The organism is Pseudomonas sp. 8(2025), from assembly GCF_052665325.1.
The window spans coordinates 191,753-205,775 of sequence record NZ_JBQOIE010000006.1 but is presented as its reverse complement, the minus strand read 5'-3'; the positions used below and the strand labels follow the sequence as shown (position 1 = coordinate 205,775).

At 62.6% G+C, this 14,023-nt stretch carries 12 protein-coding genes; 7 read left to right on the top strand and 5 right to left on the bottom strand.

Annotation, left to right across the window (positions count from 1 at the left end):
• Positions 1 to 10: 10 nt before the first annotated feature.
• Complete coding sequence (locus ACUXVH_RS14245) at positions 11 to 889, top strand: sterol desaturase family protein (protein ID WP_019093765.1); 879 nt, start codon at positions 11 to 13, stop codon at positions 887 to 889.
• A gap of 79 nt (positions 890 to 968) precedes the next feature.
• Here ACUXVH_RS14245 and ACUXVH_RS14240 read toward each other — a convergent pair whose 3' ends face one another.
• Positions 969 to 2,153: an MFS transporter gene (locus ACUXVH_RS14240; RefSeq protein ID WP_445495163.1), complete on the bottom strand. Its 1,185-nt coding sequence runs from the start codon at positions 2,151 to 2,153 to the stop codon at positions 969 to 971.
• A 124-nt stretch (positions 2,154 to 2,277) separates the two neighbouring features.
• Here ACUXVH_RS14240 and ACUXVH_RS14235 point away from each other — a divergent pair, with 124 nt between their 5' ends.
• On the top strand, positions 2,278 to 3,177 hold the full coding sequence (locus ACUXVH_RS14235) for a LysR family transcriptional regulator (protein WP_011062266.1): 900 nt from the start codon (positions 2,278 to 2,280) through the stop codon (positions 3,175 to 3,177).
• Positions 3,178 to 3,269: 92 nt separating this feature from the next.
• The gene (locus tag ACUXVH_RS14230) at positions 3,270 to 4,115 is read left to right on the top strand and encodes a DUF2242 domain-containing protein (RefSeq protein ID WP_011062265.1); all 846 of its coding nucleotides are present in this window, start codon (positions 3,270 to 3,272) and stop codon (positions 4,113 to 4,115) included.
• A 5-nt stretch (positions 4,116 to 4,120) separates the two neighbouring features.
• Here the strand turns inward: ACUXVH_RS14230 and aceE are convergent, their stop codons facing one another.
• Positions 4,121 to 6,796, bottom strand: a complete 2,676-nt coding sequence (aceE, locus tag ACUXVH_RS14225; RefSeq protein WP_065363210.1) for a pyruvate dehydrogenase (acetyl-transferring), homodimeric type — start codon at positions 6,794 to 6,796, stop codon at positions 4,121 to 4,123.
• Between the two features lie 160 nt (positions 6,797 to 6,956).
• Between aceE and ACUXVH_RS14220 the strand changes: the two genes are divergently transcribed.
• A complete protein-coding gene (locus tag ACUXVH_RS14220) occupies positions 6,957 to 7,427 on the top strand; it encodes a MarR family winged helix-turn-helix transcriptional regulator (RefSeq protein ID WP_011062263.1) in 471 nt (156 codons plus the stop codon).
• A gap of 11 nt (positions 7,428 to 7,438) precedes the next feature.
• Here ACUXVH_RS14220 and ACUXVH_RS14215 read toward each other — a convergent pair whose 3' ends face one another.
• The gene (locus ACUXVH_RS14215; protein WP_065363211.1) at positions 7,439 to 8,527 is read right to left on the bottom strand and encodes a transketolase-like TK C-terminal-containing protein; all 1,089 of its coding nucleotides are present in this window, start codon (positions 8,525 to 8,527) and stop codon (positions 7,439 to 7,441) included.
• A 214-nt stretch (positions 8,528 to 8,741) separates the two neighbouring features.
• Between ACUXVH_RS14215 and ACUXVH_RS14210 the strand changes: the two genes are divergently transcribed.
• Entirely contained in the window at positions 8,742 to 8,867 is a 126-nt protein-coding gene (locus ACUXVH_RS14210; RefSeq protein ID WP_011062261.1) for a hypothetical protein, read from the top strand.
• A gap of 28 nt (positions 8,868 to 8,895) precedes the next feature.
• Here ACUXVH_RS14210 and ACUXVH_RS14205 read toward each other — a convergent pair whose 3' ends face one another.
• Together ACUXVH_RS14205 and ACUXVH_RS14200 are read right to left on the bottom strand one after the other, a co-directional pair.
• The gene (locus tag ACUXVH_RS14205; protein ID WP_015636341.1) at positions 8,896 to 9,936 is read right to left on the bottom strand and encodes an AraC family transcriptional regulator; all 1,041 of its coding nucleotides are present in this window, start codon (positions 9,934 to 9,936) and stop codon (positions 8,896 to 8,898) included.
• A 4-nt stretch (positions 9,937 to 9,940) separates the two neighbouring features.
• Positions 9,941 to 11,071, bottom strand: coding sequence for a carbon-nitrogen hydrolase family protein (locus tag ACUXVH_RS14200; protein ID WP_019093771.1), 1,131 nt, complete (start codon positions 11,069 to 11,071; stop codon positions 9,941 to 9,943).
• 509 nt (positions 11,072 to 11,580) lie between these two features.
• Between ACUXVH_RS14200 and ACUXVH_RS14195 the strand changes: the two genes are divergently transcribed.
• Together ACUXVH_RS14195 and ACUXVH_RS14190 are read left to right on the top strand one after the other, a co-directional pair.
• Positions 11,581 to 12,648, top strand: a complete 1,068-nt coding sequence (locus ACUXVH_RS14195) for a fatty acid desaturase (RefSeq protein WP_065363212.1) — start codon at positions 11,581 to 11,583, stop codon at positions 12,646 to 12,648.
• Between the two features lie 148 nt (positions 12,649 to 12,796).
• Positions 12,797 to 13,942: a serine hydrolase domain-containing protein gene (locus ACUXVH_RS14190; protein ID WP_065363213.1), complete on the top strand. Its 1,146-nt coding sequence runs from the start codon at positions 12,797 to 12,799 to the stop codon at positions 13,940 to 13,942.
• Positions 13,943 to 14,023: the final 81 nt, after the last annotated feature.

Sequence of the window (14,023 nt, the reverse complement as noted above, 5' to 3'; positions counted from 1 at the left end):
CGAGAATGCCATGAACCACGACCTGCTGACCAACAACCCGCTGCTGATCGTTTCGGCGATCTTTGTGTTTTTCATCCTCCTGGAAATCGCCTGTTCGGCCTTTGGCCAACCTCGCGGCCAGCGCCGTGATGTGTTGATCGAGGCGGTGGGCTCAAGCCTGTTGCTCGGTGTGACCTTTCCCCTGGTGATGTGGGCCAGCGGCGCGCTCATGCAGCTATCGCTGCCCGAAGCAAAGGGAGCACTGGCACAGATCCCCTGGGTACTCGGCCTGCTGCTGTTCCTGGTCTTCGATGACATGACCCAGTACTGGTGGCACCGCTTGACCCACCGCGTACCGGCGCTGTACGCGTTGCATCGCGCGCACCATTCGGCGCCCTACATGAGCATTCGCATCGTCTACCGCAACAACAGCTTCTATTACCTGCTGATGCCCGGCATCTGGTTCTCGGGAGTGCTGATTTATCTGGGGCTGGCGCCGGTCTACTACGGTTACCTGATTCTCAAGATGACGGTGATCTTCGCCGCTCACAGCAGTGTGGCCTGGGATGACAAGCTGTACCGCATCGGTTTTCTGCGGCCGCTGATGTGGTTGCTGGAGCGGGTCTTTTCTACGCCGTCCACCCATTCGGCGCACCACGGCCTGAGCGCCGAGGATGGTGTGACCCATTACAAGGGCAACTTCGGCAACCTGCTGTTCCTCTGGGATGTGCTGTTTGGTACGGCGAAGATCACTCGGCGCCGGCCCGTTGCCTATGGCATCGAACACTTGGCACCCGTGAGCTGGACGCAAGAGTTGTTCTGGCCGCTGGTACGCAGCCGTAAAGCCCGCTCCAGTGCAGGGGCGAAGGTAGAGGGCGCCTTGCCGGCGAACCCTGCTTCGCAAGGCTAGGCATTCTTTCACGAGCCCTGGTGCTGGAGCCCCGGCCACCCGAGCCGGGCGCCGGATTTTAAGCTCGGGCAGGGAAGCCCTAGCGCCGGGCGTTCATCGCCACCAGCAAGGTCACCAGCAACAGGGCGGCAATCACCCAGGGGAAGGTGGCCACGCCCGGCCCCTGCAGCAGCAACGCGCCGCCCAGGCCGCCACCGGCGATTGCCAGGTTCCACAGGGTCACCAGCATCGACTGCGCGGTATCGGCGTGCTCGCCGGCGGCCTTGGCCAGCGCAGTCTGCAGCAAGGTGGCCATGCCGCCAAAGGACAGCCCCCAGATAGCGATTGCCCCATAGATTGCCAGTGGCCGGTCGCCAAGCAGGCCCAGCAGCAGGGTCGAGCCGATAAACAGCAGACAGCTGGCCAGTACCAGCTCACGCAGCCAGCGGTCGATCAGCAGGCCCACCAGCCAGATGCTCAGCAAGGCGGCCAGGCCGAACACCAGCAACACCCGCTCGATTTCCCCGCCAAGCCCGGCCGGCTCAAGAAAAGGCGCGATGTAGGTGTAGAGAATGTTGTGGCCCAGCACATAGGCGAAGGTCACGAACAGTACCGGCCGGATCCCCGGCAGGGTCAGGACACGACTCAGCGACAGCCGCTTCTGCGCCCGCAGCCCGGGGAAGTCCGGCACTTGCACCAGTACCCAGCCGATCAGGCCCAGGGTCAGCACAGTCATCACGGCGAAACTCATGCGCCAGCCCAGCAGGGCGCCCAGCCAGGTCCCGGCGGGCATGCCCACCGACAGCGCCAGCGGCGCGCCGAGCATGGCCAGGGTAATCGCCCGGCCCTGCAAGTGTGGCGCCACCATGCGGCTGGCATAACCTGCCACTAGGGCCCAGAGCAAGCCGGCGAAGACTCCGGCAAAGAAGCGCGCCACCAGGATCAGGCTGTATTCGGTGGAGAGGGCCGTGATGCTGTTGACCACGGCGAAACCGCCGATGGCGATCAGCAGCAGGGGCCGGCGCCGCCAGCCCTGGGTGAGGAGGATCAGCGGAATGGCCGCCAGCAGTGAGCCCAGGGCGTAGACGGTCACCAGTTGGCCGATCAGCGCTGCAGACACGCCCAGGTCGGCACTCATCTGCGGTAGCAGGCCGGCGGGCAGGGTTTCGGTCATCAGGGTGATGAACCCGGCAGTGGCCAGGGCCAGCAGGCCGCCGACAGGCAGGCGTTCGTGGGTTGTGGCAGGTACTTGCAAGGGTTCGCAGGCATTGACGCAATTGCTCATGGAAAGGCCCCGATGGGTGGGTTCGGAAGTGAGGGGACTAGGGTAGGGCGCTGTTCATGGCGGAAAAATAGGCTAAGGTTCCGAACTTATCGGACACAGGTGTCCTTAATTTCGGAGCGACGCGATGGACTGGCTCGGCAGTATCCCGGTGTTTATGCAGGTGGCGGAAACCCGCAGCTTCACCGAAGCGGGGCGCCTTCTGGGAGTCTCTTCCTCGGCGGTTGGCAAAAGTATTGCCCGTCTGGAGGAGCGCCTGGAGACTCGTCTGTTTCATCGCACCACCCGCAGCATCAGCCTCACCGCCGAAGGCGCCGGATTCCTCGAACGCTGCCGCAGGATCGCCGCCGAAGTCGAGGCGGCGGAGTTCCAGCTATGTGACTCTTCCAGCGCGCCGGTGGGCAAGCTGCGGGTCAGCGCGCCGCAGGTCCATGGGTTGTTGATGCCGGTACTGGCCGAGTTCATGCAACGCTATCCGCAGATCGAGCTGGATATCGACCTCTCCGATCGCATGGTGGATGTGGTGGAAGAGGGTTTCGACCTGGTAGTGCGCACCGGCAACCCCAAGGACTCGCGGTTGCTGGCCCGGCAGCTGGGGCGCTTTCGCATGGTGCTGGTGGGCAGCCCCGGCTATTTCCAGCAGCGCGGCGTGCCGCAGACCCCGCAGGAATTGCGCAGTCACTCCTGCCTGCGGCATACCTTTCACCACACCGGCAAGCTCGAGGCCTGGCCCTTCAAGGTTCAAGCGGATGCGCCGGAGCCGGTGCTGCCCACTCGCCTGACCAGCAGCTCCATCGAGGCGGTGGAGCACGCGGCGCGCAGCGGGCTGGGCATTGCCTGCCTGCCGGACTTCATGGTCCAGGCCGCGGTGCGCCGTGGCGAGTTGCAAACCGTGCTCGACCCATACCTGGAGCACAACGGCGCCTTCTGGGTGTTGTGGCCCTCGAGCCGGCATGCAGCGGCCAAGCTGCGGGTGTTGATCGAGCACTTGAGCGAGCGACTTTTTCCGGCAAACAGTGGTCAGTAAACTGATGAGAAATTTAAGGCACCAATTACCCGCGCTGCGGGACGCTGATCTGTTGCACAATACGCGCCGGAGCGTTTTCCTCAGGATTCTCGATGTTTAAATCATTTCATCTGCGCGCCACGGCCGGGGTGTTGCTGCTGTCTGCGGTGGCCGGCTGTTCGTCGCACAAGACCGCCATCTACGAGCACGAAAGCTTCGATGATTCCGGCACGTTTTCGCGCAATTACCCGGTGAGCGATGCCGCCTCCTGTGAGGCCGCGCGGCGTGCCCTGCTCAGCCAGGGCTACATCATCACCAGCAACGATCCGAAGCTGGTCAGCGGCCACAAGAGCTTCCAGCAGACCGGCGAGACCCACCTGGAAATCAGCTTCAACGTGGTTTGTGCCCAGGACGGCAGCGGCGACCAGCGTTCGACGATGTTCGCCAACGCCCTGCAGGACCGCTATGCGCTGAAGAAGGTGAACAACTCGGCCAGCCTCGGCGTGGGCGTGCTGGGCTCGGTGTCGATGCCGATCGGCTCTACCGATGATTCGATGGTCAAGGTGGCCAGCGAAACCGTGTCCTCGGCCAAGTTCTATGACCGCTATTTCGCCCTGGTGGAGTTGTTCCTGCCCCAGGAAGCGAAGAAGGCGGCGCATATCGAAGAGAAACCCAAGGCCGACCTCGGGGTTCCCGAGAACAAGCCCGAGGCGCCAGCCAAGCCCGAGCCCAAGGCGCAGCCAGTGGTCGAGCCTGCCCCTGTGGCCGCGCCGGCACCCGCCACCGAGCCTGAGCCTGCGGTCTCGCAACCCCTGGCTCCTCCGGCCGAGGCGGCGCCGATAGTGCCGGCAGCCAGCAGCGAGCCAGCGCCCGCCACACAAACCGTCACGCCGCCACCGGCCAGCAACCTGCCGCCGCCCAGCGAGCCGATTCCGGCCCTGCCGAGCAGCGGGCACTAAGGCTCCTAGACCGAGCTCGGGTCGACTTTTTCAGCGTCGATCCGATAGCGGCTCAAGGCTTCGCCGACCTGGCTGTAGGGTATCTCCCCGTCATCGGCCAGGGCTTTCAACGCCGCCAGGGCGATGAAATGCCGGTCCACCTCGAACAACTGCCGCAGGTTTTCCCGGGTATCGGACTGGCCGAAGCCGTCGGTGCCCAGGGCGACGAAGCGCCGACCCTCGACGAAGGGGCGGATCTGGTCGGCGAACAGTTTCATGTAGTCGGTGGCCACCACCAGCGGGCCTTGATGGCCTTCCAGGCATTGCTCGACATAGGCCGCTCGCCGAGGCTGCTGCGGATGCAGCAGGTTCCAGCGCTCCGCCGCCAGGCCCTGGCGGCGCAGTTCGGTGAGGCTGGTGGCACTCCAGATGTCGCTCTGCACCCCGAAGTCCTTCTCCAGCAGCTGCCCGGCGGCGATCACCTCGCGCAGGATCGAGCCGCTGCCCATCAGTTGCACCCGCGGGGCTTTGGCGCCCTGGGCGGTGCTTGAGCTGAAGCGGTACAAGCCCTTGAGAATGCCTTCGCGAGCACCTTCGGGCATGGCCGGTTGCGGGTAGTTTTCGTTGAGCAGGGTGATGTAGTAATACACATCCTCCTGCTGCACATACATGCGCTGCATGCCTTCATGGATGATCACCGCCAGTTCATAGGCGAAGGTCGGGTCGTAGGAGATGCAGCAGGGGATCACCGAGGCGAGGATATGGCTGTGGCCGTCGTCATGCTGCAGGCCTTCGCCCATCAGCGTGGTGCGCCCGGACGTGGCGCCCAGCAGGAAGCCCCGGGCCCGCGCATCGCCGGCGGCCCAGGCCAGGTCACCGATCCTTTGGAAGCCGAACATCGAATAGAAGATGTAGAAGGGCAGGGTCATGACCTGGTGGTTGCTGTAGGAGGTACTGGCGGCGATCCATGAGGAAATCGCCCCGGATTCGTTCAGGCCCTCCTGCATGATCTGGCCGTCCTTGCTCTCCTTGTAGTAGCTCAGTTGCCCGGCATCCTGTGGGGTATAGAGCTGGCCCACCGCCGAGTGGATGCCGATCTGGCGGAACAGGCTTTCCATGCCGAAGGTGCGCGACTCGTCAGGCACGATCGGCACCACCCGCTTGCCGATCTGCGGGTCCTTGAGCAGGGTGCCGAGGATGCGCACGAAGGCCATGGTGGTGGAGATCGCCCGGTCGCCGGTGTCCTTGAGCTGGGTGGCGAAGGCTTCCAGGGCCGGGATCTGCAGCGGTGCGCAGTCGTTGTAGCGAGCCGGCACATAGCCCCCCAGGCGGCTGCGACAGGCTGCGAAGTAACGGCCTTCCGTGCTGTCCGCCGTGGGCTTGAGGTAGGGCATTTCAGCCAGTTGCTCATCGCTGACCGGCAGTTCGAAGCGATCACGGAAGGCCTTCACTGCCTCGGCCCCCATCTTCTTCAGCTGGTGGTTGATGTTCTGGCCTTCGCCGGCCTCGCCCATGCCGAAGCCCTTGACGGTTTTCGCCAGGATCACCGTGGGCCGGCCGCTGTGGCGTACTGCGGCGGCATAGGCGTTGTAGACCTTGAGCGGGTCGTGGCCGCCCCGGGAGAGCTTCCAGATCTGCTCGTCCGAGAGATCGGCCACCAGCTCCAGCAATTGCGGGTACTTGCCGAAGAAATGCTCGCGTACATAGGCGCCGTTCTGCGACTTGTAGTTCTGATAGTCGCCATCCACGCACTCCATCATGCGCTGGCGCAGCAGGCCGCTGCGGTCCTTCTCCAGCAGCGCGTCCCAGCCGCTGCCCCAGATCACCTTGATCACGTTCCAGCCGGCGGCGCGGTACAGGCTTTCGAACTCCTGGATGACCTTGGCGTTGCCCCGTACCGGGCCATCGAGGCGTTGCAGGTTGCAGTTGACGACGAAGATCAGGTTGTCGAGTTTCTCCCGCCCGGCCAGGGAAATCGCCGCCAGGGATTCGGGCTGGTCCATTTCGCCGTCGCCGAGGAAGGCCCAGACCTTGCGCCCCTGGTGCTGCTTGAGCCCGCGCAGTTCCAGGTAGCGCATGAAACGCGCCTGATAGGCCGCGGTGATCGGCCCCAGGCCCATGGACACAGTGGGGAACTGCCAGAAGTCCGGCATCAGCCTGGGGTGCGGATAGGAGGAAATGCCCTGGCCGTCGGCCTCGCGGCGGAAGTTGTCGAGCTGGGCGGCGCTGATCCGGCCTTCCAGGTAGGCGCGGCCGTAGATGCCTGGGGAGGAGTGGCCCTGGATGTACACCATGTCACCGTCGAAGCTGTCGCTGCGGCCGCGGAAGAAATGATCGAAACCCACGTCGTAGAGCACGGCTGCCGAAGCATAGGTGGCGATGTGGCCGCCCACGCCCGAATGCTTGCCGGCGCGCAGCACCATGGCCATGGCGTTCCAGCGGATCATCGCGTTGAGCTTGCGCTCGGTCTCCAGGTCGCCGGGGTAGGGCAGCTGCCGATCGGGGGCAATGGTGTTGATGTAGGGCGTGGTCACCCGGCCATGGAAGTCGCCGTGGCGTGCCACGTCGAAATCCAGCAACTGGTCGATCAGGTAATGGGCCCGCGGGCGACCTTCCACCGTCAGCACCGACTCCAGAGAGTCGAGCCACTCGCGGGTTTCCTGGGGATCGTTATCGAGGGTTGCACTGTTGTTCTGGGTCATACCTGGCTCCGTGTTGGGCGGGGTTCCAGCGCGCGGATTCTTGTGGAATCGGAGGGTATTCGGCGCCGGGAAAAGTAATTGCAATTGCAACTACATGGCCGAATCTATCCCGGCATGCGCTACTATTGCAACCCTTCTTCAAACCTTCGGATGGTGTGGCATGTCTTCAAAAGAGCCCGATGTCTGGTTCCGTTTTGTCAGGGCTCACCGGACGGTGATTCGCGAAATCGAGCGCCGCCTGGCCCAGGCCGGCTTGCCGGCGTACGCCTGGTACGACGCCCTCTGGGGCCTGGAAAGCGGCGCCGAAGGTACCCGGCGCATGCACGAATTGGCCGATGTGCTGGCCATCGAGCGCTACAACCTCACACGCCTGGTGGATCGCCTGGAAAAAGACGGCCTGGTGCAGCGCTCGCGCTGTGAGGGCGATGGTCGCGCGGCCTTTGTCAGCATCACCGACGAAGGCCGAAAGCTGCGCAAGAAGATGTGGAAAATCTACGAGGCGACAGTGGCCGAGCTGTTTCTTTCGCAACTGGACAGCGAGCAGAAACACGCCTTTGCCGATGCCCTGGAACGCACCGCGACCCTGGCCCGGGCGGCGGCCAATGGTGGCGACACAGGCTCCAAAAGCTGAGCCCGGTACCGTCAGGGCAGGCCATAGGTCGCCATGGCCTGTTCCACGCATTGCATGGGCAATTGCCCAGCGTCTGCCAGGCTCTTGAGCGCCAGCACGGCGATCCAGCGAGCCTCGGGGCAGCGGCCGCGTCGCGGGTCGCGGGCGGCATCGAAGGAGTCGGTGCCCAGGGCCACCAGCTCGGCCTTGAGGTGAGGGCGTAGCTGTTCGGCCACCGCCTGGCCGTAGCCAGTCACTGCAATCACGGGCGCCGAGTCATCCGCCAGGCAGCGCTGCAGGTGTGAGCCGCGCTTCTCCTGCCCAGGATGCAGGCGATTCCAATGCTGCGCCGCAGCCGCTTCCCGCGCCAGGCGGGTGTAGCTGGGGCAACTCCAGAGCTGGCTGGCCACCTTCCAATCACGCTGCAGCAGATCCGCCGCGGCCCTGACCTGGGCAAACGCCCGGCCGGCGCCCAGCAGTCGCACGCGCCCCGCCGCTGGGTGGGCAGTGGTGTCCGTCACCTTGTACATCCCCTGCAATGCGGCTTGCCGTTGCTCGGGCGTCAGTTCCAGTTGCAGCTCATGGTCATGCAGGGCCAGGTAGTAGAAGCCTGGCTGGCCCTCGATATACAGGCGTTGCAGGGCCTCCAGGATAATCGCCTCGGCCTCCGCGCCAGTGGCCGGGTCGAATGGCAGGCAGTGCGGGTTGTGGGCCAGCCACAACGCCAGTGACGGGTCGGCACCCTTGGGCCATGGGGAGGTTTGGGTCTCACTGTCGTTGCACAGGATGCCCCGCGCCGCGGTCTCGGCGCTGACCGCGCACAACTGCGCCGAAGAACTGCAGCGGTGCAGATAGAGCAGGGGTTTTTCCGCGCTGTCGGTGGAGAACCACAATGGCCAGGCGCTGATCCGGGTACTCCTTTGTGGTGCGCTGTGGCTGCGCACCACAAAGGACTGGCGTGCGGTGCGCCGGTCCAGCTCCAGGGTATTGGCCATCTCCAGCACGGTGTTGAGTGGCGAACCGCCAGGGGGGCGGGCGCTCCTGAGCAGGTCCAGGCAGGCCTGGGCCGCCTGTTGCGCGAGGGCCTTGTGGCGAGTGGGGAAAAGTGAGGATGGGTTCATGCTCGGCGCCGTCCGCAAGGGGGGAGAGCGGCTACCCTAACGGATTGGCAAATATGATTGCAATTGCAATCGTTGCAGTTGCATCTGTGTTCGAGGGTTAAATTCCTCACGGGCTGTTACGTTTTAATGATAGAAATCCTGACCTGGGGGGTAGTATTTTTTCTGTCATCCCGGCACTTTATGCTGATCCCGATGGTCATTAGGCACAGGGCTATTGAACAAGGTCTTTCAACAACGGAAAAAGGAGTCCGCCATGGACGAATACCAAGAGGAACTGCTGGAGTATCAGGCTTTCGAGCTGGATCCTCTGGAACCTGCAGAAGACGCCACCGAGCTGTAACGCCGGTGGCGTTTTTTTTACCGTTTCTCTAGCCGAATTGTCGGTGGCTGCGGCGAAAATCCCCGGGGGTCTGGCCATTCCAGCGCTTGAAGGCCCGTTGAAACGCCTCGGCTGAGGCAAAGCCCAGCAGATAGGCAATCTCCCCGAACGCCAGTTCAGTATCGCGAATGTAGGTCATGGCCAGGTCGCGGCGGGTGTCATTGAGAATTGCCCGGAACTGCGTCCCTTCTTCCGCCAGCTTGCGCCGCAGGGTCCAGGTCGGCAGCTTCAGGCGCATCGCCACTTCTTCCAGGTCCGGCTCGCGGCCGCCATTGAGCAACGGCCCCAGCATCTGAATGATGCGTTCGCGCAGGCTGCGGGTGCGGGTCAGTTGTTCCAGTTCTCTCTCGCACAACTGCACCAGATGCCGCCAGGTGCTCGGGCAATGCTGCGGGTTGCGCAGGCCCAGGCTGGCCTGGCTCAGGCGCAGCTGGTTCTGTTCGGCGCCGAACTGGATAGGCGTGGGGCCGAGCACCGCATAGGCCTCGTGGTAGTCCGGGCGCTGGAATTCGATATCGATCTGTTCGGCGTGGATCGCCTGGTCGGCGACGCTGGACAACTGCTGCAGCCAGCCGGAGATGATCGAGTCCACCACGAAGCGGTTGTAGGCGTTGTACGGGCTGATGGAGTAGAAGCACAGCCAGGCGCCGCTGGCATCCTCGTGAAAGCTCGACTGGCCGCGATAGTTGGAGCCATACAGAGCTTCGAAGCGGGTCAGGCAGCGGGCGGCTTCGCGCACGGTGGGGGCCTGGGCTGCGGTCACTCCGGCCAGGCCGGCCTGGCTCAGCCGGCTCAGGCGGCCCATGCGCAAGCCCAGGGCCGGGTCTCCGGTCAGCTGGATCGCCCCGTGGCCCAGGCGCATGTAGCGCGGGATTGACAGCCGCGCTCCGGCTTCGCCCAGGCGCGCGGCGTCCAGGGCGTACTGTTCCAGCAGGGGGGTGGGGTCCTGCCCGTAGCTGAGGACTGCGTCCACCAGGCTATGGACGAAGCCCACCGACAAGTCGCCCAGGCGCATCGGTGGGGTTTTCATTGGCCTACAACCAGATGTTCAGCAGGCGGGCGCCGCGGTTGCCATCGTCGGCAAAGGTCTGGCCGTTGCTGTTGATGAAACTCTGGCCACTGCTGCGTTGGTCCCAGAACTGGCCGCGCAGGAACACGCTGACCCCGGCGCTGGCCAGGCTGCTGGGTGCGCGCGCAGTCAGTGTCAGGCGATGCCAGGCCTCCCCCTCGCTGACTTCCTCGGGCTTGAGGCTGACTTCGCTGGGGGTGGCGATGCTCTTGTATCCGCGCCAGGGTTTGTCCCAGCCATCACGGCCCATGACAAAGGCCGGGACCGCCACCAGTTGGGCGTGCTGGTCATTGAGCTTGCGGTAGTTGTCGGGGTACCAGCTGTCGCTGCCGATCAGCACACCGAGGCGCCCGGCCGGGGTGTCGATAACCTCCAGCGCTTTGTCGGCATCGCCCTTCACGTAGCCGCTTTCGGCGTAGGTCGGGTAGATCTGCCGCTGGGGCTGGCCCATGGGCAGGCCATCGCTGCCAAACACCAGGCTGCTGTTGTACAGGGCGCCGCTGCCGATCTGCAGGTTGCCCTGGCTGACACTGGGTTCTGGAAGAATGATGCTGCCGGCCACCAGGGTCACATGAAACTCCTTGGCCAGGCCGCCGAACAACGACTGATAGTCCCGAGCCATCCTCTTGGCCTTCATGCGCAGGTACGCATCGTCCAGGCGGCTGTCACCCCTGGCGCTGATCAGCGCCTTGAGAAACGGCAGCGGGTTGCTCACCGCCAGCCAGTTCATTGCCTCTTTCAGAGAGGTGGCCTGATACAGCTCATTCTTTTCACCACTGACCATCAGCCAGGTGCCGACATGCTCGGGCAGCACGACGATGGTCTTGTCATTGACCAGGCCCTTGTCACGGGCTTGCTGCATGTAGGCCGCAAGCTTGCGATGCAGGCGCTCGATGCTCTGGTAGTCGGTGGGGAACAGCTCGGGCTGGATTGCCAGCAGGTTGCCGTGGTCGGCAGGCACACCCTGGTCCACCGCGAGCTGGATACGCAGGTCCGACAGGTAGTGCGCCCCTGGACGATCACGGGTCCAGATGGCGTAGCTGGTGATGGCGGCAAGCAGGGCCAGGGTGAGGATGATGTAGAGAAGTTTGCGCATGGGAAAACAGTCAGCGGCCGTGTGCTGGATCGTGACATTTCTCGGATATTTGGACCAAAGGTACAGGAAAACAGTGTGTTAGAGCGGTTTTTTGCATGAAATGGGTCATTTTCCGTGGCGTTTCGGGCTTTTACCTGGGCTGCGCCTGCGATGTCGCCTCAGGGGGGAGAGGGCTGGCAGGGTGCTGCGGTCCTGCGTCGAGCGCGTCAGGTTTAGTGCAGTTGCCCCTACTTTCGTCGAAGTTCCAGGTTTTGCACGTTGATGGGTTGTTCGACAATGAAGCAATATTGAAAGTTCTTCGGGACTTATCCGAAGAGGTTCAGTAGTGGCGAACTAATAGTTCCAAAGTGGACTGCTGGGTCATTCGTAACAGTTGTTAAAAAAACCAGCGGTCCAGGGGGCCACTTATCAGTTGTAGCCGCCGTTTCGGCCCAATTGGTTGTTTTGCTATCGAAGTATGTCTTTCTATTGAAGTTCGCCTCCACTCATTTTCTTCAAAGGATGAAGTGATGAACTCCATAGAAAAGGAACTTGATTGCGGTCGCTCCGTAACTGACCAGCAAAAGATCGAAGAAGTCACCCGCCAAATTACCGAGCATGGTAACGAACTACGCAGACGCTATCCTGTCCTGAACTATCAGAACGCCCTGGGTGCAAGTGCCATGGCTGTTTCGGTGACAGTTATGGTGGTGACTGGTGTGTTGTATGTGAAGGGCATCATGCCCGCGTGGTTGTGCATCTTGGTAAACGCGCTGTCGACCTCGATCATTCATGAACTTGAACATGACCTGATTCACCGTCTGTATTTCCGGAAACAGCCTCTGGCCCATAACTTCATGATGCTGCTGTGCTGGCTGACGCGCCCGGGAATGCCCAGCCCCTGGCTCAGGCGCGGCCTGCACTTTCATCATCACAAGGAATCCGGAACCGCCACCGATGTCGAGGCCTGGATCACCACCAGCGGCAACCCCTGGGGCATTCTCAGGCTGCTGAAGCTGATGGATGGCTTCCTGTTCGGCTTTGTGAATGCGGTCTGCGCGCCGGGCTGGCGGCAGAAAATGAAACTGCTGGCCAGGATCATTCGCCTCAATACCCCTTTCGGGCTCCTGTACTGGGGCAGCTGGTATGTGTTCCTGGGTTATCACTTGTCTACCTGGCTGGGCGGCCTGGCAGGAGTGCCGCCACCAAGTTCGCCGTTAGTGCTGCAAGTGATGAACGTGATTGATTGTGCAGTGGTCATTGTTGTTGCGCCGAATATGATTCGACAATTCTGCCTGTATTTCATCAGTTCCAATATGCATTATTACGGTGATGTTGTGCCACGCAATGCTCTACAACAAACCCAAGTAATGAACCATTGGCTGCTGTGGCCGTTCCAGTTGTTCTGTTTCAACTTTGGCAGTACTCACAGTATTCATCATTTTGTCGTGAAAGATCCTTTTTATCTTCGACAGATGACGGCGCCCTATGCCCATGAAGTCATGGCGAAGGCCGGAGTTCGTTTCAATGACTTCGGTACCTACAAGCGGGCAAATCGTTTCAAGTTGGATACGGTCCACTTTCAGTCCAGAGGCTGAAGATCTTTTGCACCTCTATTGCTCTTGTTATCACAGGTTTGCATTGCCGTTGACGAATGCAACCGGCCTCTTGGTTTCGGTTTTTAACTCATGCTGACCCTGGCCGACTCTCGCCAGGGCGGCATGACGATGGATGGGAGTTTTGAGAATGGAAGCGCAAGGAACATGTGCGAAGGGTTTCGAAGCCGTGCTGCACGCCTTCGAGGCAATGTTCGATGATCCCCAGGAGCGCGGCGCCGGGCTCTGTGTGCAGGTCGGCGGCCAGACCGTGGTCGACCTGTGGGCCGGCGTGGCGGACCTGGAGGGCAACAAGCCGTGGCACCACGGCACCCTGGCCAATACCTTCTGCACCATCAAGCCCTTGGCCGCAGTGGCTGCCCTGATGCTGGTGGAGGAGGGCAAGCTGGAGCTCGACGCGCCGGTGGCCCGCTACTGGCCCGAGTTTGCCCAGGGCGGCAAGGGGCGGGTCACCGTGCGCCAGGTCATGACCCACACCTCCGGCATACCGGCGCTGCGCGGGCCCAATCACAACGCCATGATGTATGACTGGGAGCACATGGTTGAGATCCTGGCTGCCGAGCCATTGTGGTGGCAGCCAGGAACCGGGTTGGGGTATGCCACCACTATTTTTGGCTGGGTCATCGGTGAGTTGATTCGCCGGGTCGACGGTCGAGAGCCTTGCACCTTCATCCACGAGCGGATCACCCGGCCCCATGACCTGGAGGTTTACCTGGGGGTCGAGGAACAGGATTTTGAGCGTATCGCGCATTTCGATGCCGCCGAGGGGCGGGTGGGCGACTACTACTCGGAGGACCTGCGCAAGGTGATCATTGCCGAGCCGGAGCATGTCGCGACCCTGGCCTTTACCAACCCGGGCATGGTCCCCCGGCGCACCTGCGACCCCCGCTGGTGGGCCTATCGGCAGCCGGGGGTCAACGGCCACAGCACCGCCCATGGCCTGGCCGGCTTTTACAGCGCATTGCTGGGGGGCCGCCTGATCGGGCCCTACCTGTTGAGTGAGTTCACCCGTGAGCACAGCAATGACATGGATCGCATCTGGCGACGCCCCATGCGCTATGGCCTGGGCTGCATGATGGAGCAACCGGCCGATCCGGCTGCCTCCCTCGGCATGGGGCCCGAGACTTTCGGTCATATCGGCCTGGGCGGCCCGATCAGTTTTGCCGACCCCGAACGCGAGGTGAGCTTCGGCTTTGTCACCACCACCTCGGGCCGGCACACCATGATCGATCCCCGTCCGCAGCAACTGGCCGCGCTGGCCTACGCGGCACTTTAATAGGAAGGGGGGGATGGTAAAAGGGTGTTCGTTCTGATCATTAAGTTGTCAGTTACGGTCATTGAGTGCCCGATGTTCTGC